Genomic DNA, 22,736 nt, shown 5'->3' with positions numbered 1-22,736 from the left:
ATCCACCTGGTGGAGACGACGGATCGGATCAAGCGGCGGGGTGTGCTGAGCACCACGCAGCGTGGGGTGCGGATGACGGCCGGGCAGCGGCGAGCCTGGGACGCGCACTGGTCCGAGCTCGGGGTGAGGCTGGAGGATCTGCCGGCCGGGCCGGCCGATCTGGTGAAGTGGTTCGGCCGCGAGGCGCCGACCGTACTGGAGATCGGCTCGGGGATGGGTGAGGGGACCGCGCAGCTCGCGCTGGCGGCGCCCGAGGTCAATCACCTCGCGGCCGAGGTGTACACAGCCGGTCTCGGCCAGTTGATGATGCTGGCCGAGAAGTACGACCTGGAGAACCTGCGGCTGTTGCAGGGTGACGCGATCGTGTTCCTGACCGATCACGTCGCGCCCGCCGGGCTGGACGGCGTCCGGATCTACTTCCCGGACCCGTGGCCGAAGAAGAAGCACCACAAGCGCCGGCTGATCGCGCCGCCGTTCGTCGCGCTGGTCGCGTCCCGGCTGCGCCCGGGCGGAACGTTGCACCTGGCAACCGACTGGACGCACTACGCCGACCAAATGCTGGCGGTCTGCGAGGCCGAGCCGACCCTGCACAACCAGTACGACGACTGGGCCCCGCGGCCCGAGTGGCGTCCGGTGACGAAGTTCGAGTCGCGCGCCCAGGCCGAAGGCCGCGAGGTCCGCGACCTGCTCTACACGAAGGTCACGCCGACCGGCTCGTGAAGTTCCAGATCCCCGCGCCCACCGTGTAGATCGTGTACCCGTCCTCGTACGTCGCTTCACCCGCCAGCGACTGCGGTACGGCGGCAACGTCGGCCGCGGACTCGGACGGCACGTGCACGGACGCCGTCATCCCGACGGGCACCTGCACATCCAGCGTGAACACGCGGCTGACCCTGCGCCACCGCACCGACACCCGGCCGCGGATCGTCTCGGTCCGAATGCTTGCGGACGTGGTCTCGCCGCGCGCATCAGGCCGGACCACGATCCGCTCCCAGCCGGCACCGGCGTTGCGCAGACCGGCGACGTTCTCCAGAATCCACTGCACGACCGTGCCCTGGAAGTAGTGGTTGCGCGATCGTGAGTTCGCCTCCCACATCTCCCACATCGTGTCCGCGCCGAGGTCGAACCAGTAACCCCAGCTGGGATAACTCCGCTGCAGCGCCACTTTGGTTGCCGCATCGCCGTAGCCGTGCGCCGTGAGTACCGGCAGCAGCACGCCGACCCCGAGGCATCCGGTGTTCAGGTGGAACCCGCGCGCCTCGACATCCGCCGCCAGGTTGGCCGCGACGCGCTCGACGAGTTCCTCGGGAACGATGCCGAAGGCAAGCGGTACGGCGTTCGACGTCTGCCGATAATCGGGATCGTCGGCACTGCGATAAACCGCCGCCTCGCGATCCAGGAAGGTGCGGTTCAATCCGTCGGCGAGCTCGGCCGCGGCCTTGCGGTACTCATGCGGTTCACCCAGTAGATCCCCGATCTCCGCTGCCGCGAGCAGGGCGCGATACAGGTACGCCGTACCGGTCAGGCGGCGGTCTTCCGGAGCCGGGCCGTCGCCGTACCCGGGTGGGAGCCAGTCGCCGAGCACACTGACGGACAGGCCGTCCTCGACCCGATCGAGCTCCCAGGCCAGGTAGCGAGTGAGCGCATTCCAGTGGTCGCGAAGCAGCCGGACGTCGCCGTATGCGCGGTGCAGTTCGTGCAGCAGGATCGGGTAGACGGTCGGCCACTCTGTGGCGGGGGAGAGCTCGGTGAAACCCCAGCCGTTGGTCGGGACGATCACCGGCAGCTGCCCTGATTCGGCCTGACTGTCGCGGATATCGCCCACCCACTTGGTGAAGAACCGCGCGAGATCCAGTGTGGCCAGCATGGTCGGGGCGCCGACCTGCGCGTCGCCGGTCCAGCCGTTCTTCTCGTAGAACGGTGTGTCCGTCGGGATCCCGTGCAGGTTGCTGAGCACGGTCCGCCGCATGGCGTGCTCGAACTGCTCGTACGCCGGCTCGCTCGAGGTGAAGGTGGTCACGGACTGAACGTCGGAGTGCACGACCCGCAGCTGCACGTCCGGCCGCCGTGGTGCACCGGAGATCTGGACATACCGAAAGCCCTTGTAGGAGAAGCGTGGTTCCCACTCCTCGACCCCCGAGCCGGCCGCGATGTACTCGTCCCGCTGGATCCGGTCACCCTCGACATGCCCGTTCACCGCAACTACGTTGCCGTCGGCAACCGTCTCGCCGTAGGTCAGACTGATCGTGGTCCCGGCCGGCGCACTGACTCGCAGCCGCGCCCACCCGGCCGTGGTCCGGCCGAAGTCGGCGATCCAGACCCCGGCTCGCACCTCGTCCAGCTGCACCGGATCAACAGTCTCGATGACGCGGATCGGCTCGTGCTCCTGCGCTCGCAATTGTCCGGCCGGCGCGTCGACGACCGAGACGGCTGACCAGGCCGACTCGTCGAAAGCGGCTGTGTCCCACCCGGCCAGTGCGCGGCGGGCGTCGTACGTCTCGCCGGTGTAGAGCGAGTCCGAGAGCGTCGGGCCGCCCGTGATGCGCCACGACGGATCGCTCACCACTTCGGCGACGCGGCCGTCGTCGTACTCGATGACGAGGCGGGCGATCAGTCGCGGCTCGGCGGTCCAGGGGGCCTGGTGCCAGCGCCAGACGTTCGGCGTGTTCATGCCGAAGAAGCCGCGACCGAGCTCCGCGCCGACCGCGTTGTCGCCGGTCTGCAGCAGGCCGGTGATGTCGTGCGTGACATAGAGGACAGTGCGGCCGTAGTCGGTGAAGCCCGGATCCAGTACGGCGTCAGTGACCGGCTGACCGTTGACGCGGAGGTCGGCGTACCCGAGGCCGCTCGCGTAGAGCCGCGCCCGCCGGACGGCGCCATCGACCGCGAACGTGCGACGCAACAGCGGAGCGCTGCCGGTTGACCCGCCGATCCACTGAGCGGCACCGAAGCCCTCGTCGAGCAGACCGGTCTCGAACCACTCGTCCGCAGCCCACTCCGTCTCGCGATCGTCGCCGTCCCAGACCCGGACCGTCCAGTCGTACCGCGTCCGCGGCGTTAGCGCTGGGCCGTCGTACTTGATGAAGGTCTGCGACGAGCTCACCTTGCCGGAGTCCCAGACCTCGGCCTCGCCCGACCGCACCCGCACCTGGTACGCCGTCTGGATCGCGCCGTACTGCGGGGAGCTGACGAGCCAGCTGAACCGGGGTCGATCGACATCGGTGCCGAGCGGGCGGACGGCGTACTCGGTCTTCAGTGATCGGACCTGCATCGGCGGCGGCTCCTCGGCAAAAAGTCAACGGGGACGATATGCCCTCCCTGATTACCTGCTGCGTGACCCACCAGCAACTCGACAGGGAGCGCGTATGAAGAAGATCGGACTCTCCGCACTGTGCGGGGTGATGCTCGTTACGTCGTCGACCACCGCGCAGGCAACCGAACGGCTGCTGCCCGGACTGGGCAACACCGGGTACGACGTCCAGTCGTACGCCGTCGCCTACGACTATTCCCCGGGAACGTCGCAAATGCCGGCCTCGGTGGACATCGTCGCCCGGGCGGAACACGGTCTGTCCAGCTTCACCCTGGACGCGGTCGCCCGGCAAGTGAAGTCGGTGACCGTTAACGGACTTCCGGCGGAGTACCAGCTCGACAACAGCAAGGAGAAGCTGACCGTCAAGCCGCGGATCGCACTGCTGCCCGGCTTGCCGTTCCGGACCGCGATCAGCTTTGTGGCCGATCGATCGCTCGAGCCGAAGTCACCGTCCTTTCCGGAGCAGGACAACTTCGACCACTGGACGGACTGGGACGGCGGCTTCGAGCTGATGGGCCAGCCGAACCGGTCGCACCTGTTCTTCCCGATGAACGACATCCCGAGTGACAAGGCGCGCGTCAGCTTCCGGGTGAGCGTGCCGAAGGGCTACCAAGCGGTGGCGAACGGCACGCTGCGGTCGGAGCGCACCAAGGCCGGGCGGACGACGTACGTGTTCGGGACGCGGGACCCGATCCCGACGCATGTCGCGCAGTTGGCGGTCGGCCACCTGACCGAGTTCAAGGGCACGGGACCGCACGGACTGCCGCTACGCAGCTTCGTCGACAGCTCGAAGGCGAAGGCGGCCGGAGCGCGCGTCGGACTCGTGCCCGAGCAGCTGCAATGGGTCGAGGAGGCGATCGGGGCGCCGTACCCGTTCGAGACGTACGGCGTCCTCGGCGTCGGCGGCGTGACCGGGTACGCGCTGGAGAGCGCGACGCTGTCGATGTTCAACGCGGATTACCTGACCGGACCGGTCGATGGCTCCGACGGCACGATGGTGCACGAGCTGGTCCACCAGTACTTCGGCAATGCGGTGTCGGTGAAGACGTGGGACGACATGTGGCTGAGTGAGGGGCACGCGGCGTACTACACCGGTCTGTACCACGACGCGAAGGGCCGGCGGAAGCTCGACGACTTCATGCGGGACGCGTGGGAGTTCGAGTCCGGGGAGCGACCGAAGTACGGGCCACCCGGACGACCGGCCGACCTCAGCAGCATCCTGTACGGCACCAATCCGGGCGGCGCGGTCACGCTCTACGCGCTCCGGCAGAAGCTCGGGCTGAAGACCTTCCAGCAGATCGAGAAGACCTTCTTCGAGCGGTTCCGGAACAAGGCGGCCTCGACCCAGGACTACATCGACGTGGTCAACGAGGTCTCAGGTCAGGACCTGACGGCGTTCGTGAGGGAGTGGATCTACGGAGCGAAGACTCCGCCGTTCCCTGGCTGATCCGTCTCACATCGCGATTTGTTGTCTCGAATCGTGAAATATGAGGCGGTTGATGGACTTTGTCCGGTTTCATGGAGACATGCAGGTCACCGCCAACCGGCCAGCCGACGCGCTCACGCGCCGTCGGCATGTCGACCTGCTCCGCGTTGCCTCCGCAACCTGTTGACCTTCGGCGTCGCACTCAGCCCGTTCCACCGCTCGCTGATTCACGCCCGCTCGTGGTCGTTCCCGGCCACCCGCATCCACCGAAGGTCACCTGTGCGCATCTCCAGTTTCCGTCCTGCTCGTCGCCGCCTGCTCGCCGCCTCCGCGGCTGCGCTCACCCTCGTGGTCGCGGCCGCCGGGTGCAGCCGGGCCGAGGGCAAAGACGCTCCGGCCGCCGCCACCGGCAAGGGCCCGGCCGCGGAGCTTCGGCTCGGCTACTTCCCCAACGTCACGCACGCCGCCGCACTGGTCGGTCTCGACCAGAACCTGTTCAGCAAGGACCTCGGCAGCACCAAGCTGGTGCCGACCAAGTTCAACGCCGGCCCCGAGGCGGTCGGTGCCCTCCTCGGCGGTTCGCTGGACGCGACCTTCATCGGTTCCGGACCGGCCATCAACGCCTACGCGAAGTCGAAGGGTGAGGCGGTCCGCCTGATCGCCGGTGCGACCTCCGGCGGTGCGCAGCTGGTGGTGAAGCCGGGGATCACCAAGCCGGAGGACCTGGTCGGCAAGACCGTGGTCACGCCGCAGCTCGGCAACACCCAGGACGTGTCGCTGAAGAAGTGGCTGTCCGACAAGGGCCTGACCGGCAAGGTCAAGGTGACCAACCTCGAGAACGCGCAGACCTTGGACGCGTTCAAGGAGGGCAAGGTCGACGCCGCCTGGCTGCCCGAGCCCTGGTCGTCGCGGCTCGTCCTCGATGCCGGCGCGAAGGTCCTGCTCGACGAGAAGACCATCTGGCCGGATGGCAAGTTCCCGACCACGGTGCTGATCGTGCGGACGCAGTTCCTGCAGGAGCACCCGGAGACCGTGAAGGCGCTGCTCAGCGGTCTGGTCGCCGCGATCGACTCCGCGAACAAGGACCAGGCGGCGGCGAAGGCTTCGGTGAACAAGCAGCTGAAGGCACTCACCGGCAAGGAGCTGAAGCCGGCCGTGATCGACCGCGCGTTCGGCAACATCGAGATCACCGCCGACCCGATCGCGTCGACCTTCCCGCAGCTGGCCAAGGACCAGGCCGCGGCCGGGATCGTTCCGGCGGCGCCGGTGGTGGCCGGGTTCGCGGACCTCGGCCCGCTGAACGACGTACTGAGCAAAGCAGGAAAGCCGACGGTCGACGCCGCCGGTCTCGACACCAAGTAGTCCGAGACAGATCGAGGAGCAAACCATGACCGCGACAGTCGAGGTACCCCGCACGGTGAGCGAGAACGTAGTGCGTCCGGTGCGTTTTCACCAGGTGGGCAAGGCGTTCGGGACCGGCCGCAAGGAGGTCGTGGCCCTGGACGGCGTGGACCTCGAGGTCACGGCGGGGGAGTTCGTCTGCCTGCTCGGTGCCTCCGGGTGCGGCAAGACGACGCTGCTGAACCTGGTGGCCGGCTTGGATCAGCCGACCAGCGGCCGGATCGAGTTGAGCTCGTCGCGGCCGGCGGTCGTCTTCCAGGAGGCCGCGCTGATGCCGTGGCTGACCGCGGCCGGGAATGTCGAGCTGCCGTTGCGGATGGCCGGCGTACCGAAGGCGCAGCGGCGGGCGAAGGCGGCGGAGCTGCTCGAGCTGGTGCGGCTGGCCGGGCTCGGTGACAAGCGTCCGCACGAGCTGTCGGGTGGAATGCGGCAGCGGGTCGCGCTGGCCCGCGCGCTCGCGTCGACCACGGACAACACTGGTTCGGGTGCGGGCAAGCCGTCGCTGCTGCTGATGGATGAGCCGTTCTCCGCGCTCGATGCGATCACTCGCGACGTCCTGCAGGGTGAGCTGCTGCGGATCTGGCAAGCCACCGGTACGGCGATCCTGTTCGTCACTCACGATGTCCGTGAAGCAGTGCGGCTCGGGCAGCGCGTTGTGCTGCTGTCGTCGCGGCCCGGCCGGGTCGTGCGCGAATGGGATGTCGAAGGGCTGGCCGGTACGGCGGAGTCGGATGCCGTGGATGAGATCAACCTCGAACTGCGCAAGGTGATCAGCAGCCATGCCGCAGCCTGATCTGAGGGAGAGCGCGGTCGCGCCATCCCTCGACACCGGGTCGGTCGGGGCCGGCCTCGACGCCCTCGACACCCCGGTGGTTGCCTCGGAGGGATCGCTGCTTCGGCGGATCGCGGCGCGGGCGTTGCCGCCGGTCGGTGCGGTCGTGCTGCTGGTCGTGGTGTGGCAGATCCTGTGGGCGGCCGCGTTCTGGCCGGAGTTCAAGCTTCCGGCGCCGGCCGATGTGTGGGCTCAGGTCTGGCAGTTGGTGACGACGGGCAAGATCATCGAGCTGTTCTGGGTCTCGGTGCATCGCGCGGTGATCGGGTTCGCGATCTCGCTGGTGATCGCCGTACCGCTCGGTCTGGCGATCGCCAACATCCGCGTCGTACGGCGGGGGATCGGGCCACTGGTGTCGGGTCTGCAGAGTCTGCCGTCGGTGGCGTGGGTGCCGGCCGCGATCCTGTGGTTCGGTCTGACCGACGGCGCCATCTACTGGGTCGTGCTGCTCGGTGCGGTGCCGTCGATCGCGAACGGTCTGGTCTCCGGTCTGGACCAGGTGCCGCCGATCCTGCCGCGGGTCGGCAAGGCGCTCGGAGCCGGTCGACTGGGCGGTATCCGGTACATCCTGCTGCCGGCCGCGCTGCCCGGATTCCTTGGTGGGCTCAAGCAGGGCTGGGCGTTCTCGTGGCGGTCGCTGATGGCCGCCGAGCTGATCGCGACCTCGCCGGATCTCGGTGAGGGGTTAGGTCAGTACCTGCACAACGGGATGTCGTTGTCGGACATCTCGATGGTCTTCGCGGGGATCGCGCTGATCTTCGTGGTCGGCGTCGGGATCGAACTGCTCGTCTTCCGGCCGCTGGAGAACTCGGTGCTGAAGGCGCGTGGGCTGACCAGCGCGGCTCACTGATCGGTTCGCGGGGTTACGGCTCGGCAACTGGGGCTCGCGTCGCGGTCCCCGTTCGGCTGCGCGCCGTACTGTGGGGATGTGGTCCGATTCCTGCCGTTCCTGATCAGCCTGGTCCTCAGCGTCTATGCGCTGTTCTCCTGCATCCAGACCCCCGACGACGAGGTCCCGCACCTGCCCAAGCTGGTGTGGATCCTGATCATCGTGTTCGTCCCGTTCGTCGGGCCGATCGTCTGGCTCCTGATGCAGCGCACCACCGCCGTGCAGCGGGAACGTCCGGTCCGGCCGTCGCGGCCCACCGGACGGTCGCTGGCGCCCGACGACGATCCCGACTTCCTGAAGTCGCTGGATCGCTACCGGGACCCGCGGACGACGATCAAGCCGCCGGCCGACCGGCCGGAGGACACATCACGTCCCAAGGATCCGGAACCACCGGCCGACGAAACTCCGACCGGGGACGCGCCGTCAACTGAAACCGACGACGGTAAGTCGTGAGACCGCGCCCGCGGCCGGCTCGATTCCGAGGCGGCGGGGGCGCGGCTTCTCAGGCGGACTTGCGGTGCTCCAGGGGGGCGTTGTCGCGCTCGGACTCCGTGGTGCCGCCCCAGACGCCGTACGGTTCTCCGACCGCGAGGGCGTGCTGACGGCATTCGGGCTGGACCGGGCAGGTTCCACAGAGCGACTTGGCCACCATCTCGCGAGCGCGTTTGCGAACGCCACGCTCCGATTCGGGGGAGAAGAACAGCTCCGGGTTGACATCGCGGCACGCGGCCTGCGACTGCCAGTCCCACAGATCCATGAGCGGGCGGGGTAGGCGAGGCATCCCTCTCGACATGGCAACCTCCTATGACTCACCGTGAGCGCGGACGGGCGCTCGGTGAAAACTATGCTCAACTCATGCCGAGTTCAACCCTTGTTGTCTCGAACTTCGGTCCATTCGTTATCGCGGCGTGGCGTTGCAGGCTGTGATCACGGCGTTTCACGCGGAGAGCGTGACCATGGTCTTACCCGGTGTGACATGGGTCACTTAGTGAGCGATGCGCCAAAAACGGCTGCCAGCAGGCCGAATCCGAGGGTGAGCAGCACGCTGAGCAAAGCCTTTGCCCGCTGCCCCGAATCGAATTGAGCGGTCGTTTCGGCAGCGAAGGTGCTGTAGGTCGTGAACGAGCCGCAGAAGCCGACGCCGACCAGCAACGTCCAGTTCTGATTCGTCACGCCGGTCATCAGGCCGAGCACGAAACTGCCGATGACGTTGACGGCGAAGGTGCCCCACGGCAACGGCATCCGGTCGCCGGTGGCCCGCAACAGCCGTGTCACAAGGAGTTTGTCCACAATGAACCGCAGTGGCGCGCCGATCGCCGCGCCGAGGGCGATGAGCAGAACGGTCACCGGCGCCGTCCGAGCCACTCGCCGAGCGTTGCCGCCAGCAACGCTGCGGCGATCGTGCCGAAGAAGTAGGCGAAGGCAACCATCAGATGCGCGTGCGTCTGCACGTGCAGCAGCTTCTCCGTCTCCACCGTGTACGTCGAGAAGGTCGTGAAGCCGCCGAGGATGCCGGTACCGAGGAACGGCCGGAGCAGTGGATGCGACTGCGGGGTGAGCCGGGCGAACAGGATGCCGATCGCCAGGCAGCCCGTCACGTTCGTGAGGAACGTGGCCCAGGGGAACCCGCCAACGGCGTGCGGGATCGCCGTCGCGAGCCCGTAGCGGGCCAGCGAGCCGATGATCCCGCCGAGAGCCACCACGCCGAGCACTCGTGGCAGCTCTGGCTGCAGAACGTCGCTCACACCGCCGGAGCGTAGCGGTAGTACTCATGGGCCCCGTGCGCAGTCCCGGTCTCGCCGGTCAGCGCCCGGATCACCGTCGCGTGCGTGATCGCAAGCACCGGCCCGTCCGTGCCGGCCGCGTGCCGGGCGAGCGCCGTCTCCGCTCGCTCCCGAATCGTGGACAGTGGCTCCCAGGCCCGCTGAATGCCGTCCGGCCACTCGCCGCCGTACGCCTCGAACTCGGCCTTCGCAGCCAGTACGTCGGCGCGGCCGCGCCAGGTGCCCGTCCGGTCCGGCGACCAGTCGCGCAGATCGTGGTCGACCCGGACGCCGAGCGCGAGCCGGTGCCCGACGATCGCGGCGAACTGCAGCGCCCGCGTGTACGGCGAACTGACCAGGTACGTCGCGCCGATCCCGCCGAGCAGGTCGGCCAGTTCCTCGGCCTGCCGCACCCCGTCCGGTGTCAGCGGTGCCGAGTCGGCCGCGGCTCCGCGCAGCCCCTGATCGTCGATCCTGGCGTAGTCCGGCTCTCCGTGCCGGACCAGATAGATCTGCGTGACCGGCATGGGCCTAGCGAAGATGTCGGGCCCCGGCCCACCCCTGAGGAGCGGACGGTGGCCGGATCTGATGAAGCTCGTCGAAGAGTTGATCGATGCCTCCGGGCGGTTGGGGGCTTGTCGTCGGGGTTGGGGTCTCGATCCAGCGCACCTCGGTGGCGCCCTGGTGGCCGTGCACGGCGAGCACGGCGTCGAGGCCGGGCCAGACCGCTGTCGCCGGGTTCGCACCCCGCCACCGCAAAGCCACCGACCCGTCGCTGAACTCGCAGCCTTCCGCCACTACACCGGTCCCGGAGACCCCACTCGGATCCCGGTACCGCACCAGCTCGAAGACCCGCGGCCTCACTGTCCAGCACCCCTCAGATGTCGACCCGTTGTTGCAGCCCTCAACGAGCCCGCGACCAGGTTGGTTACTGGTCAGGTGCCGGTCGGCGCATGAACACGCGCGCCGCCGGGTCCAGCCCGAAGGCCGTCTCCGCCTCCAGAACCACGCGCAACCCGCTGGTCAGCTCATCCGGCGACAGCTCGACGAATCCGAGCCGGGCGTAGTACGGCGCGTTCCACGGCACGCTCCGGAACGTGCTGAGCGTCAGCGCCGTCAGCCCTTGGGCGACAGCCCAGGATCCGACGTGGTCGATCAGTGCCCGACCCAGCCCGCGGCCCTGCTGGTCGGGATGCACGCTGACCTGCTCGATGTGGGCGGCGCCGTCCACGATCTCGGTCAGCACGAACCCGGCCGGCCGGTCGTCCGCGTCGGTGACCACCCAGAGCCGGCCGGCGGCGCGGGCGTGCTCGAACGCCTCGAGGGGCGGCGGCGGGTGCTCGGCGATGTCCGCCATTCCGATCGCGCGGAAGAGCGCACCGGCGGCCACTTCCAGGTCCTGGAGGCTGGGGAGGTCGGCGGCGGTGGCAGGTCGGATGGTCACCGGGTGAGACAACCACGACCGAGTGGTGGATGCCATCGGATTTGCCCGGGTGGTACTCTCGGTCCCGTGAAGCGTTGCTATTGGCGATTTTTTGAGTGGCCGGCTGTGGTGCCGGGCAGCTCAGTTGATCGCTGACGCCCACCTACCGCACTGCAGCCGGCCCGAAGGCAAGGACAACCGTCCTTGCCTTTTCTTGTTCCCAGCCGGCTGACTGCGACCTTCCGCGGTGCTCCGGCGGAAAGGTCCCACCACCATGAACACCCTCCCGCGATCCGAGCAAGCGTCTGTCGTCGACCGGCGGATCGAGAAGACCGTCCCGTTGATCACGCCGCTGGCGCTGCACGACGAGTTGCCCCTGACCGACGAGCTCGCGCAGACAGTTGGCGACGGTCGGCAGGCCGTGGTCGACGTACTGAACGGGGTCGACGACCGGCTGCTGGTCGTGGTCGGTCCATGCTCGGTGCACGACGCCGACGCCGCCCTCGAGTACGCCGAGCGCCTGCGGCCGGTCGCCGAGCGGCTGTCTGACGGTCTGCTCGTGGTGATGCGGGTGTACTTCGAGAAGCCGCGGTCGACGCTGGGCTGGAAGGGCCTGATCAACGACCCGGGTCTGGACGGCTCCGGCGATGTGAACCGCGGTCTGCGGCTGGCTCGTCAGCTTCTGCTGCAGGTGACCGAGCTCGGCCTGCCGGTCGGGTGCGAGTTCCTCGACCCGATCACGCCGCAGTACATCGCGGACACCGTCGGATGGGGCGCTATCGGCGCGCGGACGGTCGAGTCGCAGGTCCACCGGCAGCTGTCGTCCGGTCTGTCGATGCCGATCGGGATGAAGAACCGCCCCGACGGGAGCATCGCCACGGCGGTCGACGCGATCAAGGCGGCCGCCGTACCTCATGTCTTCACCGGTATCGACCACGACGGGGCGCCGGCGATCCTGCACACCCGCGGCAACCCGGACTGCCACCTGGTCCTGCGTGGCTCCGACGCCGGCCCGAACTACGACGCCGAGTCCGTCGCAGCGGCCACCGACCTGCTCCGTACGGCGGGCCTGCCCGAGCGGGTCGTGGTCGACGCCAGCCACGGCAACAGCCGCAAGGACCACCGTCGTCAGCCGGTCGTCGCCGCGGAGATCGGCGCGCAGGTCGCGGCCGGCAACCGGGCGATCGTCGGCGTGATGTTGGAGTCGTTCCTGCAGGAGGGTCGCCAGGACCTCGACCCGACCCGCGAACTCACCTACGGCCAGTCGGTCACCGACGCCTGCCTGGGCTGGGAAACCACCGAGGCCGTACTGTCCGAGCTGCGTGACGCTGCCCTAAAGCGGCGCGGCTGAACAGTTCTGAGCAGTACCGGAAGTTCACTCGGGGGTCTTGCGGTGGTCATAGGCCCCTCATAAGGTCCGGACCATGACGGATATCTCCCGGCGGTTGGTCCTTGGTTCCGCGGCCGGCGGGGCAGCGTTGTCGCTGCTCCCGCCGTCGCTGCACACCGCGATGGCGCAACCCGCCAGGCGGGGTGGGCTGCGGGCCATCGAGCACGTGATCGTGCTGATGCAGGAGAACCGCTCGTTCGACCACTACTACGGGACGCTGCGCGGAGTTCGCGGGTACGGCGACCGCCAGCCGCTGCGGTTGCGGAACGGCAAGAGCGTGTTCCATCAGCCGAAGACCGCAGGTGGTGAGGTGCTGCCGTTCTCGATCCGCGCGGCCGCCGCCGCGGCGGGCCGCAACCCCGACGACATCCAGTACCTCGGTGCGCTCGCGCATGGCTTCACCGACGCCACCCAGGCCTGGAGCAACGGCTGGAACGACAACTGGGTGCAGGCCAAGACGGCCGCCTCGATGACGCACTACGAGCGCCGCGACATCCCGTTGCAGTACGAGCTCGCCGAGACCTTCACGATCTGCGACGCCTACCACTGCTCGGTCAACGGCTCCACGAACCCGAACCGCACCTACCTGTGGTCCGGCACCGTCGGCTACGAGCCCGGTACCACGCAGCGCGCGGTCACCAACGCGGCGTACGACTACAACCACAAGGGCTACGACTGGACGTCGTACCCGGAGCGGTTGGAGAAGGCCGGCGTGTCCTGGCAGATCTACCAGGAGTGGGACAACTTCACCGACAACGCGGTCGAGTACTTCAAGACCTTCAAGGAGATCGGGACCCGGATCCTGGCCTCGGTGCCGGGCGGCTACCGGACCACCGAGGAGTTCTACGACAAGCTCTTCGAGAAGACTCCGGCCGAGCAGGCCGAGGCCCTGCAGCAGCTCGCGGCGGCGGTGGCCAAGCTGCCCGCGGCCGACCAGAAGCTGTTCCACCAGGCGATGTACCGGTCCGAGCCGGAGTCGCTGATTCCGCGGCTGAAGGCCGATATCAAGGCGGGCACGCTGCCGCAGGTGAGCTGGTTGGTGCCGTCGGCAATCGACTCCGAGCACCCGAGTACGTCGACTCCGGTCGGCAGCGCGAACCTCGTCTACGACCTGCTGGACGCGATCGCGTCCGACCCGGAGACCTGGTCGAAGACGGCGCTCTTCATCAACTTCGACGAGAACGACGGCTACTTCGACCACGTGCCGCCGCCGGTCGCACCGCGCCCCGACTCGGGCAACGACGACGACTGGTACGACGGTCAGCCGATCGGGCTCGGTCCGCGGGTCCCGATGACCGTGGTGTCGCCGTGGACCGTCGGCGGGCACGTGAACTCGCAGGTCTTCGACCACACCTCAGTACTGCGCTTCCTGGAGCGCTGGACCGGCGTCCGCGAGCCGAACATCAGCAGGTGGCGGCGGACTGCCTGCGGTGACCTCATGTCGGCCTTCGACTTCGACCGCTCGTACCGGCAACCGAAGGTCGATGCTCCCGGTGCGGTCCCCGCGCCGATCGCGCGCTGGAAGCCGACCCCGCCGGTCGACCAGGCAGTCCCGCAACAGGAATCGGGCCGGCGTCCGGCGCGGCCTTTGCCTTACCGGCCGTCGGTTTCCGGTTTGGTTGCTGATGGCAAGTTGAAGGTGGCCCTCAGCAACGACGGCAGCGAGCCGGTGCACTTCGCGATCTACCCGTACGGCGGCGAACTGCCCGAACCTGCCCATCGCGACGTACGGCGGGAGCACGCCGAGGCGATCGCGGTCGCGGGTCCGTACGAGATCGCCGTACAGGGGCCGAACCGGTTCTGGGTCGAGTTGGCGGGTTCGAGCGATGGTGTTGCGGCAGGTCTGGACGTGCGGGCCTGCCAGCGGGGGAGTGGCCTGGAGTTGGCGCTGGTCAACACGTCTCGCAAGCCGCTGACGCTGAAGCTGAAGGCCCGTGGCTACGGCAGCAAGACAGTCACCGTCACGTTGCGCGGCAAGCAGACCCGCGAGGTGGAGTGGCCGACCGACCACGGCTGGTACGACGTCGAGGTCACGGTGGTCGAGGACACGACGTACCGGCGGCGGTTGAGTGGGCACCTGGAGACCGGCAAGGCCGGCGTCACCGGCTGACGGATGGCTTATCACGAGGAGAACCGCGGGCAGTTCCACTTCAGCCCGCGGCGCGGCTGGATGAACGATCCGAATGCGCCGCTCTGCTACCGCGGTGTGTACCACCTGTACTTCCAGCACGCACCGAACTCTTTGGTCTGGGACACGATGCACTGGGGGCATGCGACCAGCACCGACCTCGTGCACTGGCAAGAGCAGCCGATCGCGCTCGACCCGTCGATCCATCCCGGTGAGCTGTGGTCGGGCGGCGGGGTCGTTGACCTCGGCAACCACAGTGGCCTGAAGGTCGGGGACCACGATCCGATCATCGTCTACTCCGGCACGAACGGCGTGTCCATCTTTTACAGCCTCGACGGCGGCTTCACCTTCGCGCCGTACGACGGTGGCCGGAAGGTGGTCACGCCGGCCGGGACCAGCCGCGATCCGAAGGTGTTCTGGGATCCGGTGTCGGAACACTGGGGGATGGTCGTCTGGAGCGATGCCGGGGGCAACGGTGTCGACTTCTTCACCTCGAGCGATCTCCTGCACTGGACCTTCGCATCGAGGTTCGCGGCCGACTGGTTGTTCGAGTGCCCGAACCTGATCCGGATGCCGCTCGACGGCGACTATCACTGGATTCTGCACAGCGCCAGCGGTGAGTACTACGTCGGCGACTGGGACGGTACGGCGTTCCGCAGCGACTGGACGGTTCCGCAGAAGATCAACCAGACCGAGACGTTCGCCGGTGCGGGGTACTACGCGGCGCTGAACTTCTCGAACCTCGACGGCGATCGGATCGTCTCGATCGCCTGGCAGGGCGAGAATCGCGGATCGACCTGGATGGGCAACGCGTCGTTTCCGGTGGACCTCAAGTTGCGCCGGACGGCTGACGGAATCCGCGTGGTCAGCACGCCGGTCCCCGAGATCGAGTCCCTGCGACAGAACACCTGGAGGTGGAAGAACCTGACTCTGGATGCCGACGCCGCACGTCAGTTGTTGTCCGAGATACAAGTGGATACCTACGAGCTCGAGGCAACAGTCGACGTTCGGGACATGCAGCGGTTCCAGCTCAACGGCGTACCGCTCCAGCCGCAGGACGGCAAGGTCAAGGTGCGACTGCTCGTGGACCGCGATCAACTCGATGTCTTCGGCAACGATGGTGAGGTCTACCAGAGCTACAACGTGAAGTCCGGCGACCTCGAGCTATTCACCGACGGGCTGCTCCGGATCGACGCATTGACAATCCACGAGCTCGCGTCGATCTGGGTCAGCGAGCGATAGCCGCAGTCCGCGCCTTCGTGATCGCGATCAGGTCGGCGGGAGACAGGCCGATGTCGAGTCCGCGCCGGCCGCCCGACACATAGACGGTCGCGTGCTCGGTCGCCGTACTGTCCACGACGGTCGGCAGCGGCCGCTTCTGACCGATCGGGCTGATGCCACCGACGACGTACCCGGTGGTGCGCTCGGCGGCGGCCGGGTCGGCCATCACCGCCTTCTTCCCGCCGGCCGCGGCCGCGATCGCCTTCAGATCGAGCTGCTTGTCGACCGGTACGACGCCGACCGTCAGCTTGCCGTCGACCTCGACGAGCAGCGTCTTGAACACCTGCTCCGGTTCCAGCCCCAACGCCTCGGCCGCCTCCAGCCCGTACGACTTCGCCGCCGGATCGTGCTCGTAGGCGTGCGTGCTGAACTCGATCTTCGCCTTCGTCAACGCCACCGTCGCCGGCGTCCCCGCCGACTGCTTGCTCTTAGCCACCCGCCGAGGATACGAGACGAACACAGCAGTGGTTCGGGGCCGGGGCGAGCTGGGCCTCGTGCGGCGTGCCGGTGGCGCTGACCAGGCCGGCCAGGAGGTTGAGGTTCATGGTGCAGACGAGTTGGGTGTAGTCGGCCGCGAGCCGGCGGAACGGGCAGTTGCCGAGGGCGATGTCGTCGCCATCGAGGCGGGGCTCGAAGCCGTGCCGCTGGAGGATCTCGAGCACCGGCAGGCCGGCGCCGGCGCGGCCGAGTGATTCGCCGTACTCGCGGGCCAGCCGGTCGACCGCGGCGCGGGGAGAGCCGCCGGTGGCCTCGGCGTCCTCGATGGCGGCGGCGAGCAGGTGGCCCGCGACGGCGTACTGGCGCTCGGGGAGGCTGATCTCGATCTCGGTGTCGGAGCGGTGGTAGAGCTTCGCGGGGCGGCCGGCGCCGGGGCCGGTCCGGCCGGTACGGCGCTCGAAGCAGGTGGCGAGCAGACCTTCCTCGGTCAGCCGGTCGAGGTGGAAGGCCGCAGTGGTCCGGGGGATCGCGAGCGCGGCGGCCGCGTCGTCCCGGCTGACGGGCTCGGCCTGCGCGACGACGTACTCGTAGAGGCGGCGCCGGGTCGGCTCCTCGAGTACGGCGACGGCCTGCAGGCCGGCGTTCCAGTCGGTGTCCACGACCCGATTGTATCGACAACATTGGTTGGTTTAACAGTATGATGGCGACTCGTTGAAGATTCAGGGAGTGAGTGCGATGGCGATCTCCGCCGATCTGGAACCCGTGTCGCCGCTGCGGATCGTCGCGGGGCGCGAACACATCGATCTGCCGGCCGCCGAGCGCGCGGTCGCGGATCTGCTGCGGGCGCTCGGGCGGGACCCGGACAGCGCGCACCTGGCGGACACCCCGCGCCGGGTCGCGGGCGCGTACGCCGAGATGCTGACACCACGCGAGTTCGCGCTGACGACCTTCCCGAACGACGAAGGCTACGACGAGCTCGTGCTCGCCAAGGACATTCCGGTGCAGTCGCTGTGCGAGCACCACCTGCTGCCGTTCCAGGGCGTCGCGCATGTCGGTTACCTGCCGGGCGACCGGATCCTCGGGCTGTCGAAGCTGGCCCGGGTGGTCGAGTTGTTCGCGCGTGATTTCCAGGTGCAGGAGCGGCTGACCAAGCAGGTCGCCGACTGGCTTCAGGGTCACCTGGCGCCGAAGGGCGTGGGCGTCGTGATCGAGGCCGAGCATCAGTGCATGTCGCTGCGCGGCGTCCGGGCGGTCGGTTCGCGGACCGTCACGTCGGCGTTGCACGGCGTCCTGCGGGACAAGCCGAGCTCGCGGCAGGAGTTCTTCGCGCTGACCGGCCTCACCCCGTAGTCCGGCGGCCAGCCGAAGCTCGTCAGCTCAGGCGGAGACCGCCTTGTGGTGCGTGTGCCGCCCGGTGGCGAGGATGTGCGCCACCTCGCCGGGCAGCAGGTCGGTGCCGGGGACAGGCTCCATCTCGGAGACGTCCAGCCAGCGCACGACGGTGGCGCCGCAATGGCCGTGGACGGCGAGGATGGAGTCGAGATCCGGCCAGACGGCGGTGGACGGGTTGGCGCCGTGCCAGCGCAGTGCCACCGAACCGTCGGTGAAGACGCAGCCTTCGGCGACGATGCCGGTCCCGGAGACCCCGCTGATGTCGGAATAGCGCAGAAGTTCGAAGGTCTGGGGTTTCATTGGTCCTTTCCCCGTGGTTGGTCGGGCGCTCGCCACAAACCGGGGACAAGTACGAAGTGTCAGCGGGGAAGAACGATCTGTAGCGACTCTTTCTGCACAACAAGCTAGAACCAAAGTGCCCGACACGCCAGACATCGGCAGGCGTGTCTCAAGCTCCGATCCGCTAAAAGAAGAAGGGTTTGAACGCCCCGGCGTGATCGAATGGCGCAGTGTTCCTGACCCTGACCACCGACCTAGCCGGCTTCGACCTTCCCGCGAGCGACTTCGGGTTCTTGTTGCACAAGAACCCGGGCCGACCGCAGAGCACCGCGATCACCGGTGGGACAGCGCATGTCTTCTACCCGGAGGCGACCGACACCCGTTGTACGGCGGCCGTTCTGCTTGAGATCGATCCGATCGCTCTGGTGCGAGCCGGTCGCGGCAAATCCTCGGAGGGCTTCACCCTCGGGCAGTACGTCAACGACCGCCCGTACGCCGCCTCCAGCCTGCTCGCGGTCGCACTCGGCAAGTTCTTCCGGACCGCGATGATCGGCCGCTGCGACGCCCGGCCCGAGCTCGCCGCGGCCGCGATCCCGCTGGAGATCCACGTGCCGGCGCTTCCGTGCCGTGGCGGGACCGAGCTGGCCGAGCGGATGTTCGCGCCCCTCGGCTGGGCCGTCGACGCGCGACCGGTACCGCTCGACCCGGAGGTGCCCAGCTGGGGCGACTCCCGGTACGTCGATCTGCGGCTGACCGGCGTCGTGCGGCTGGCCGACGCACTCAATCACTTGTACGTGATGCTGCCCGTCCTGGACGACGCCAAGCACTACTGGGTCGGCTCCGACGAGGTCGACAAGCTCGTCCGGGCCGGTGCCGGCTGGCTAGGCACGCACCCCGAGAAGGACCTCATCTCGCACCGCTATCTCGGCCACCGCCGCTACCTGTCCGATGACGCGCTGGAGCGCCTGGCCGAGGCCGACGGCGTCGAGGTGGCCGACGAGGCGCCGGAGGCCGAAGGACCCGTCTCGCTGGCGGTCGAGCGTCGTACGACGGTGGCCGCCGTACTGCGGGAGCTCGGAGCCCGGCGGATCGTCGACCTGGGATGTGGTGAGGGCGCGCTGGTGGGGGAGCTGATGAAGGACCCGATGGTCGGCGAACTGATCGGGACCGACGTCTCGGCGCGCGCATTGATCTCCGCGAAGCGGCGGCTGCACTACGACGACCTGCCTGACCGCCAGCGGGACCGGCTGCGGTTTCTGCAGTCGTCGGTGACGTACGCGGACGAGCGGCTGGCCGGGCTGGACGCTGCGGTGCTGATGGAGGTCATCGAGCACGTCGATCCGCCGCGGCTGCCTGCGTTGTCGCACTCCGTCTTCCAGGCCGCTCGCCCGGCCGCCGTCGTCGTGACCACCCCGAACAGTGAGTACAACGTGCGCTTCGAATCCCTGCCCGCCGGTGAGTTCCGGCACCCCGATCACCGGTTCGAGTGGACTCGCTCCGAGTTTCAAGACTGGGCTCGTGAGGTGGCCGGTCGGTATGGGTATGCGGTCGAGTTCCGTCCGGTCGGGTCCGAGGATCCTGAGGTGGGTCCGCCGACGCAGCTCGCGCTCTTCCGTCGTTCGGAGGTGGCGGCATGATCGACGTACCGGCACTTTCTCTGGTGGTTCTGGTCGGTGTGAGCGGGTCGGGCAAATCGACTTTTGCGCGGAAGCACTTCAAGGCCACCGAGGTGATTTCCAGCGACTTCTGTCGTGGGTTGGTCTCGGACGACGAGAACGACCAGGCGGCGACCAAGGACGCTTTCGAGGTCCTGCATTTCATTGCCGGTAAGCGGCTTGCGGCCGGTCGGCTGACCGTGATCGACGCGACCAACGTGCAGCCCGAGGCTCGTCGCGAACTGGTCGCGCTGGCGCGGGAGCACGACGTACTGCCGGTGGCGATCGTGCTCGACCCGCCGGAGCGAGTGGCGGTGGAGCGCAACCAGCAGCGGCCGGACCGGCAGTTCGGCGCGCAGGTGGTGACGCGGCAGCTCGGTCAGCTGAAGCGCGGACTGCGGAGCCTCAAGCGGGAAGGGTTTCGCAAGGTCCATGTGCTCAGCAGTGTCGAGGAGATCGATGCCGTCAGCATCGAACGCACCCGGCTCTTCAACGACCTGACCGATCAGACCGGCCCGTTCGACATCATCGGCGACATCCACGGCTGCCGGCCGGAGCTCGAGCAGCTGCTGACCGAGCTCGGCTACACGCTGACCCGGGACGACCTGGGACGGCCGGTGAACGCCGTGCACCCGTCGCGGCGGGCGGTCTTCGTGGGCGATCTGGTCGACCGCGGCCCGGACAGTCCCGGCGTACTGCGGCTCGTGATGGGAATGGTTGCGCAGGGCAACGCCTACTGTGTGCCCGGGAACCACGAGGACAAGCTGCTGCGTGCGCTGCAAGGCCGCAACGTCAAGGTCAGTCACGGCCTGGAGACCACGCTGGCGCAGCTTGAGGACGAGCCCGCCGAGTTCCGGGCCGAGGTCGCGACGTTCATCGACGGGCTGATCTCGCACTATGTCTTCGACGGCGGGAAGCTGGTCGTTTCGCACGCCGGTCTGGTCGAGCGCATGCACGGCCGCGCCTCCGGCCGGGTCCGATCGTTCTGTCTGTACGGCGAAACGACCGGCGAGACCGATGAGTTCGGACTGCCGGTGCGGTATCCGTGGGCGAACGAGTACCGCGGGCGCGCGATGGTCGTTTACGGGCACACGCCGACGCCGGAGCCGGAGTGGATCAACAACACGATCTGTCTGGACACGGGCTGTGTGTTCGGTGGATCGCTGACGGCATTGCGTTATCCGGAGCGCGAGCTGGTGCAGGTAGCGGCGGCGAAGGAGTACTACGCCCCGGCGAAACCGTTGCACGTCGCGTCGGCGCCGGCGCGGGAGCCCGACGTACTGGAGTTGACCGATGTCACTGGGCGGCGCGTGATCGAGACGTCGTCGCACGGGCGGCTGAGCGTTCGCGCCGAGCAGGCCGGCGCGGCGCTGGAGGTGATGAGCCGGTTCGCGATCGATCCGCGGTTCCTGCTGTACCTGCCGCCGACGATGAGTCCGGTCGCGACGTCGCCGCTGCCGGGATTGCTCGAGCACCCGCTGCAGGCGTTCGAGACGTATCGCGGGCAGGGCGTGACCGAGCTGGTGTGCGAGGAGAAGCACATGGGTTCGCGGGCGGTGGTGCTGCTGACGCAGGACGATGACGTCGCGTTCAAGCGCTTCGGTCTGGCTGGGCGTGGCGCGATCCACACTCGGACGGGGCGATCGTTCTTCGAGCCTTCGTTGACTGACGAGCTGTTGTCGCGGCTGCGTGCGGTTGCTGTCGAGGCCGGGTTGTTCGCCGAGTTCGGCACGTCGTGGCTGCTGCTGGACGCCGAGCTGCTGCCGTGGAGCGCAAAGGCCGAGGACCTGCTCCGGAACCAGTACGCCGCGGTCGGCGCGGCTGCCCGTACGTCGTTGCCCGCGGCAACTGCTGCGTTGGCGTCGGCTGCTGCCGCCGGGCTGGAGGTCGGGAATCTGCTGGCCACGATGGAGCAGCGTGCGGTCAATGCCGCGCGATTCACCGACGCCTATCGGCGGTACTGCTGGCCGACGTCGGGACTTGACGGCGTTCGGCTCGCTCCGTTCCAGGTGCTGGCGACGGAGGGAGCGACGTACCAGGATCGGGAGCATGCCTGGCACCTGGGGATCGCGGACCGAATGGTTGCTGCAGGCCCTGACCTCATCACGCCTACTCGTCGGCTGTTTGTCGGTGCTGACAATTGGGACGAAGGCGTGGCCTGGTGGGAGGAGCTGACCGGGGCCGGCGGCGAGGGCATGGTGGTCAAGCCTGCGGCCAACCTCGTGCGGACCGCCAAGGGTCTCGCGCAGCCTGGGCTGAAGGTTCGTGGGCCGGAGTACCTGCGGTTGATCTACGGGCCGGACTACACCGAGCCCGCCAACTTCGACCGCCTCCGCGTCCGCAACCTCGGCCACAAGCGCTCTCTCGCTCTGCGTGAATACGCCCTCGGTCTGGAGTCGCTGGAACGCGTCGCCCGCGGCGAGCCGCTCTGGCGCATCCACGAATGCGTCTTCGCCGTACTGGCCCTGGAGTCGGAGCCCGTCGACCCGAGGCTCTAGAGCAGTTGGCGGGTTAGGGAGTCGGCTACGAACTGCTCGAAGTCGGCGGGGGGCCAGCCGGATTCGTCGACGAGTTCTTGGTAGACGCCGGGGGCGGCTAGAGCACGGTAGACGGCTTGGGCTTGGGGGAGCGGGACGCGGAGGGCGGGCTCGAGGGAGGCGATGATCGCGTCCATGACCTGGTTGCGGCCGGCGAGTTTGGCGCGGAGGAGGGCTTTGGTTTCGGCGCTCTCGTCGGTGGCGGCTTCGAAGATCAGTACGACGTCGAAGCCGGCGGCGTACAGGGTGGTGAGCCAGTGGGCGGCGCCGCGGAGGCGGTCGGCGGGGTCTTCGATCGCGAGGACCTGGTCGGCGAGTTCGCGGGCTCCGGCCTCGGCGAGCCAGAGGTCGCAGATCAGCGAGAGGATCTCGCGCTTGGTGCCGAAGGCCGAGTAGACGGTCCGGGTGGCGACGCCGGCGTCCTTGGCGATCGCGTCGATGCTGGTCGCCCCGTAGCCCTGGACGGCGAACAGCCGGCGGGCGGACTGGGCGATCCGGATCCGGGTCTCTTCCGCCTGGACCTGACGGTAGGTCTTGACAGCCTCGGCCATGTCGGCACACTATCACTGTGTTCAGTGCAGTATCACTGCAT

The 22,736-nt window shown here is 68.2% G+C and carries 24 protein-coding genes; 13 read left to right on the top strand and 11 right to left on the bottom strand.

Features of this window, described 5'->3' with window-relative positions; all coding sequences use genetic code 11:
* The first annotated feature begins 9 nt into the window (after nucleotides 1–9).
* On the top strand, nucleotides 10–720 hold the full coding sequence (trmB, locus tag ABZS29_RS24190; RefSeq protein WP_355464778.1) for a tRNA (guanosine(46)-N7)-methyltransferase TrmB: 711 nt from the start codon (nucleotides 10–12) through the stop codon (nucleotides 718–720).
* Here trmB and ABZS29_RS24185 read toward each other — a convergent pair.
* Nucleotides 701–3,271 (bottom strand): family 78 glycoside hydrolase catalytic domain, encoded by a 2,571-nt coding sequence (locus ABZS29_RS24185; RefSeq protein WP_355464776.1) that lies wholly within the window; start codon nucleotides 3,269–3,271, stop codon nucleotides 701–703. The two genes, trmB and ABZS29_RS24185, sit on opposite strands and share 20 nt — an antisense overlap.
* A gap of 94 nt (nucleotides 3,272–3,365) precedes the next feature.
* On the opposite strand from ABZS29_RS24185, the gene ABZS29_RS24180 reads away from it, so the two are divergent.
* The 6 genes from ABZS29_RS24180 to ABZS29_RS24155 all read left to right on the top strand — a co-directional run bounded on the left by ABZS29_RS24180 (nucleotide 3,366) and on the right by ABZS29_RS24155 (nucleotide 8,311).
* On the top strand, nucleotides 3,366–4,757 hold the full coding sequence (locus ABZS29_RS24180) for a M1 family metallopeptidase (protein WP_355464775.1): 1,392 nt from the start codon (nucleotides 3,366–3,368) through the stop codon (nucleotides 4,755–4,757).
* A 40-nt stretch (nucleotides 4,758–4,797) separates the two neighbouring features.
* Nucleotides 4,798–4,923: a putative leader peptide gene (locus tag ABZS29_RS24175; RefSeq protein WP_355464773.1), complete on the top strand. Its 126-nt coding sequence runs from the start codon at nucleotides 4,798–4,800 to the stop codon at nucleotides 4,921–4,923.
* A gap of 92 nt (nucleotides 4,924–5,015) precedes the next feature.
* Nucleotides 5,016–6,098, top strand: coding sequence for an ABC transporter substrate-binding protein (locus ABZS29_RS24170; protein ID WP_355464771.1), 1,083 nt, complete (start codon nucleotides 5,016–5,018; stop codon nucleotides 6,096–6,098).
* 25 nt (nucleotides 6,099–6,123) lie between these two features.
* Nucleotides 6,124–6,930: an ABC transporter ATP-binding protein gene (locus ABZS29_RS24165; RefSeq protein WP_355464769.1), complete on the top strand. Its 807-nt coding sequence runs from the start codon at nucleotides 6,124–6,126 to the stop codon at nucleotides 6,928–6,930.
* Nucleotides 6,917–7,819, top strand: coding sequence for an ABC transporter permease (locus ABZS29_RS24160; RefSeq protein ID WP_355464767.1), 903 nt, complete (start codon nucleotides 6,917–6,919; stop codon nucleotides 7,817–7,819). Before ABZS29_RS24165 ends, ABZS29_RS24160 begins: the two co-directional genes overlap by 14 nt.
* Before the next feature lie 78 nt (nucleotides 7,820–7,897).
* Nucleotides 7,898–8,311 carry a PLDc N-terminal domain-containing protein gene (locus ABZS29_RS24155; protein WP_355464765.1) on the top strand — a complete coding sequence of 138 codons (414 nt, stop codon included), beginning with the start codon at nucleotides 7,898–7,900 and terminating at the stop codon, nucleotides 8,309–8,311.
* Between the two features lie 49 nt (nucleotides 8,312–8,360).
* On the opposite strand, the gene ABZS29_RS24150 is transcribed toward ABZS29_RS24155, so the two are convergent.
* The 6 genes from ABZS29_RS24150 to ABZS29_RS24125 form a co-directional block, all read right to left on the bottom strand.
* Nucleotides 8,361–8,639 carry a WhiB family transcriptional regulator gene (locus tag ABZS29_RS24150; RefSeq protein ID WP_355465563.1) on the bottom strand — a complete coding sequence of 93 codons (279 nt, stop codon included), beginning with the start codon at nucleotides 8,637–8,639 and terminating at the stop codon, nucleotides 8,361–8,363.
* A gap of 200 nt (nucleotides 8,640–8,839) precedes the next feature.
* On the bottom strand, nucleotides 8,840–9,205 hold the full coding sequence (gene crcB / locus ABZS29_RS24145; protein WP_355464763.1) for a fluoride efflux transporter CrcB: 366 nt from the start codon (nucleotides 9,203–9,205) through the stop codon (nucleotides 8,840–8,842).
* On the bottom strand, nucleotides 9,202–9,603 hold the full coding sequence (locus ABZS29_RS24140; RefSeq protein WP_355464762.1) for a CrcB family protein: 402 nt from the start codon (nucleotides 9,601–9,603) through the stop codon (nucleotides 9,202–9,204). Before ABZS29_RS24140 ends, crcB begins: the two co-directional genes overlap by 4 nt.
* Complete coding sequence (locus tag ABZS29_RS24135; RefSeq protein WP_355464760.1) at nucleotides 9,600–10,148, bottom strand: histidine phosphatase family protein; 549 nt, start codon at nucleotides 10,146–10,148, stop codon at nucleotides 9,600–9,602. The genes ABZS29_RS24140 and ABZS29_RS24135 overlap by 4 nt, the downstream gene beginning before the upstream one ends.
* Nucleotides 10,149–10,152: 4 nt before the next feature.
* Nucleotides 10,153–10,485 (bottom strand): hypothetical protein, encoded by a 333-nt coding sequence (locus tag ABZS29_RS24130; RefSeq protein WP_355464758.1) that lies wholly within the window; start codon nucleotides 10,483–10,485, stop codon nucleotides 10,153–10,155.
* Between the two features lie 64 nt (nucleotides 10,486–10,549).
* Complete coding sequence (locus ABZS29_RS24125) at nucleotides 10,550–11,065, bottom strand: GNAT family N-acetyltransferase (RefSeq protein ID WP_355464757.1); 516 nt, start codon at nucleotides 11,063–11,065, stop codon at nucleotides 10,550–10,552.
* A 253-nt stretch (nucleotides 11,066–11,318) separates the two neighbouring features.
* On the opposite strand from ABZS29_RS24125, the gene ABZS29_RS24120 reads away from it, so the two are divergent.
* The 3 genes from ABZS29_RS24120 (at nucleotide 11,319) to ABZS29_RS24110 (ending at nucleotide 15,804) form a co-directional block, all read left to right on the top strand.
* Nucleotides 11,319–12,395, top strand: a complete 1,077-nt coding sequence (locus ABZS29_RS24120) for a 3-deoxy-7-phosphoheptulonate synthase (protein WP_355464755.1) — start codon at nucleotides 11,319–11,321, stop codon at nucleotides 12,393–12,395.
* Nucleotides 12,396–12,468: 73 nt separating this feature from the next.
* Nucleotides 12,469–14,544 carry a phosphocholine-specific phospholipase C gene (locus ABZS29_RS24115; RefSeq protein ID WP_355464753.1) on the top strand — a complete coding sequence of 692 codons (2,076 nt, stop codon included), beginning with the start codon at nucleotides 12,469–12,471 and terminating at the stop codon, nucleotides 14,542–14,544.
* A 3-nt stretch (nucleotides 14,545–14,547) separates the two neighbouring features.
* The gene (locus tag ABZS29_RS24110; RefSeq protein WP_355464751.1) at nucleotides 14,548–15,804 is read left to right on the top strand and encodes a glycoside hydrolase family 32 protein; all 1,257 of its coding nucleotides are present in this window, start codon (nucleotides 14,548–14,550) and stop codon (nucleotides 15,802–15,804) included.
* Here the strand turns inward: ABZS29_RS24110 and ybaK are convergent.
* Together ybaK and ABZS29_RS24100 are read right to left on the bottom strand one after the other, a co-directional pair.
* Nucleotides 15,791–16,279: a Cys-tRNA(Pro) deacylase gene (ybaK, locus tag ABZS29_RS24105; RefSeq protein ID WP_355464749.1), complete on the bottom strand. Its 489-nt coding sequence runs from the start codon at nucleotides 16,277–16,279 to the stop codon at nucleotides 15,791–15,793. The genes ABZS29_RS24110 and ybaK overlap by 14 nt on opposite strands.
* Nucleotides 16,272–16,940, bottom strand: a complete 669-nt coding sequence (locus tag ABZS29_RS24100; RefSeq protein WP_355464747.1) for a helix-turn-helix domain-containing protein — start codon at nucleotides 16,938–16,940, stop codon at nucleotides 16,272–16,274. The genes ybaK and ABZS29_RS24100 overlap by 8 nt, the downstream gene beginning before the upstream one ends.
* Before the next feature lie 76 nt (nucleotides 16,941–17,016).
* Between ABZS29_RS24100 and folE the strand changes: the two genes are divergently transcribed.
* Nucleotides 17,017–17,631 carry a GTP cyclohydrolase I FolE gene (gene folE / locus ABZS29_RS24095; RefSeq protein ID WP_355464745.1) on the top strand — a complete coding sequence of 205 codons (615 nt, stop codon included), beginning with the start codon at nucleotides 17,017–17,019 and terminating at the stop codon, nucleotides 17,629–17,631.
* A 27-nt stretch (nucleotides 17,632–17,658) separates the two neighbouring features.
* Here the strand turns inward: folE and ABZS29_RS24090 are convergent, their stop codons facing one another.
* Nucleotides 17,659–17,973: a hypothetical protein gene (locus tag ABZS29_RS24090; protein WP_355464743.1), complete on the bottom strand. Its 315-nt coding sequence runs from the start codon at nucleotides 17,971–17,973 to the stop codon at nucleotides 17,659–17,661.
* A 209-nt stretch (nucleotides 17,974–18,182) separates the two neighbouring features.
* On the opposite strand from ABZS29_RS24090, the gene ABZS29_RS24085 reads away from it, so the two are divergent.
* Nucleotides 18,183–19,589, top strand: coding sequence for a 3' terminal RNA ribose 2'-O-methyltransferase Hen1 (locus ABZS29_RS24085; RefSeq protein ID WP_355464741.1), 1,407 nt, complete (start codon nucleotides 18,183–18,185; stop codon nucleotides 19,587–19,589).
* Entirely contained in the window at nucleotides 19,586–22,105 is a 2,520-nt protein-coding gene (locus ABZS29_RS24080) for a polynucleotide kinase-phosphatase (RefSeq protein WP_355464739.1), read from the top strand. The genes ABZS29_RS24085 and ABZS29_RS24080 overlap by 4 nt, the downstream gene beginning before the upstream one ends.
* On the opposite strand, the gene ABZS29_RS24075 is transcribed toward ABZS29_RS24080, so the two are convergent.
* Nucleotides 22,102–22,695 (bottom strand): TetR family transcriptional regulator, encoded by a 594-nt coding sequence (locus tag ABZS29_RS24075; protein ID WP_355464737.1) that lies wholly within the window; start codon nucleotides 22,693–22,695, stop codon nucleotides 22,102–22,104. The genes ABZS29_RS24080 and ABZS29_RS24075 overlap by 4 nt on opposite strands.
* Between the last annotated feature and the right edge of the window lie 41 nt (nucleotides 22,696–22,736).

This window comes from Kribbella sp. NPDC005582, from assembly GCF_040605415.1.
Taxonomy (GTDB): Bacteria; Actinomycetota; Actinomycetes; order Propionibacteriales; family Kribbellaceae; genus Kribbella.
Note: the sequence above shows the minus strand (reverse complement) of the source record. Positions and strands in the feature narration are given on the sequence as shown.

What these genes read in the sequence shown, in the direction of transcription:
- ABZS29_RS24185 (WP_355464776.1), bottom strand. Translation starts at nt 3,271, where the DNA reads ATGCAGGTCCGATCACTGAAGACCGAGTACGCCGTCCGCCCGCTCGGC.
- ABZS29_RS24180 (WP_355464775.1), top strand. Translation starts at nt 3,366, where the DNA reads ATGAAGAAGATCGGACTCTCCGCACTGTGCGGGGTGATGCTCGTTACG.
- ABZS29_RS24175 (WP_355464773.1), top strand. Translation starts at nt 4,798, where the DNA reads ATGAGGCGGTTGATGGACTTTGTCCGGTTTCATGGAGACATGCAGGTC.
- ABZS29_RS24165 (WP_355464769.1), top strand. Translation starts at nt 6,124, where the DNA reads ATGACCGCGACAGTCGAGGTACCCCGCACGGTGAGCGAGAACGTAGTG.
- ABZS29_RS24160 (WP_355464767.1), top strand. Translation starts at nt 6,917, where the DNA reads ATGCCGCAGCCTGATCTGAGGGAGAGCGCGGTCGCGCCATCCCTCGAC.
- ABZS29_RS24150 (WP_355465563.1), bottom strand. Translation starts at nt 8,639, where the DNA reads ATGCCTCGCCTACCCCGCCCGCTCATGGATCTGTGGGACTGGCAGTCG.
- ABZS29_RS24135 (WP_355464760.1), bottom strand. Translation starts at nt 10,148, where the DNA reads ATGCCGGTCACGCAGATCTATCTGGTCCGGCACGGAGAGCCGGACTAC.
- ABZS29_RS24120 (WP_355464755.1), top strand. Translation starts at nt 11,319, where the DNA reads ATGAACACCCTCCCGCGATCCGAGCAAGCGTCTGTCGTCGACCGGCGG.
- ABZS29_RS24115 (WP_355464753.1), top strand. Translation starts at nt 12,469, where the DNA reads ATGACGGATATCTCCCGGCGGTTGGTCCTTGGTTCCGCGGCCGGCGGG.
- ABZS29_RS24110 (WP_355464751.1), top strand. Translation starts at nt 14,548, where the DNA reads ATGGCTTATCACGAGGAGAACCGCGGGCAGTTCCACTTCAGCCCGCGG.
- folE (WP_355464745.1), top strand. Translation starts at nt 17,017, where the DNA reads ATGGCGATCTCCGCCGATCTGGAACCCGTGTCGCCGCTGCGGATCGTC.
- ABZS29_RS24090 (WP_355464743.1), bottom strand. Translation starts at nt 17,973, where the DNA reads ATGAAACCCCAGACCTTCGAACTTCTGCGCTATTCCGACATCAGCGGG.
- ABZS29_RS24080 (WP_355464739.1), top strand. Translation starts at nt 19,586, where the DNA reads ATGATCGACGTACCGGCACTTTCTCTGGTGGTTCTGGTCGGTGTGAGC.
- ABZS29_RS24075 (WP_355464737.1), bottom strand. Translation starts at nt 22,695, where the DNA reads ATGGCCGAGGCTGTCAAGACCTACCGTCAGGTCCAGGCGGAAGAGACC.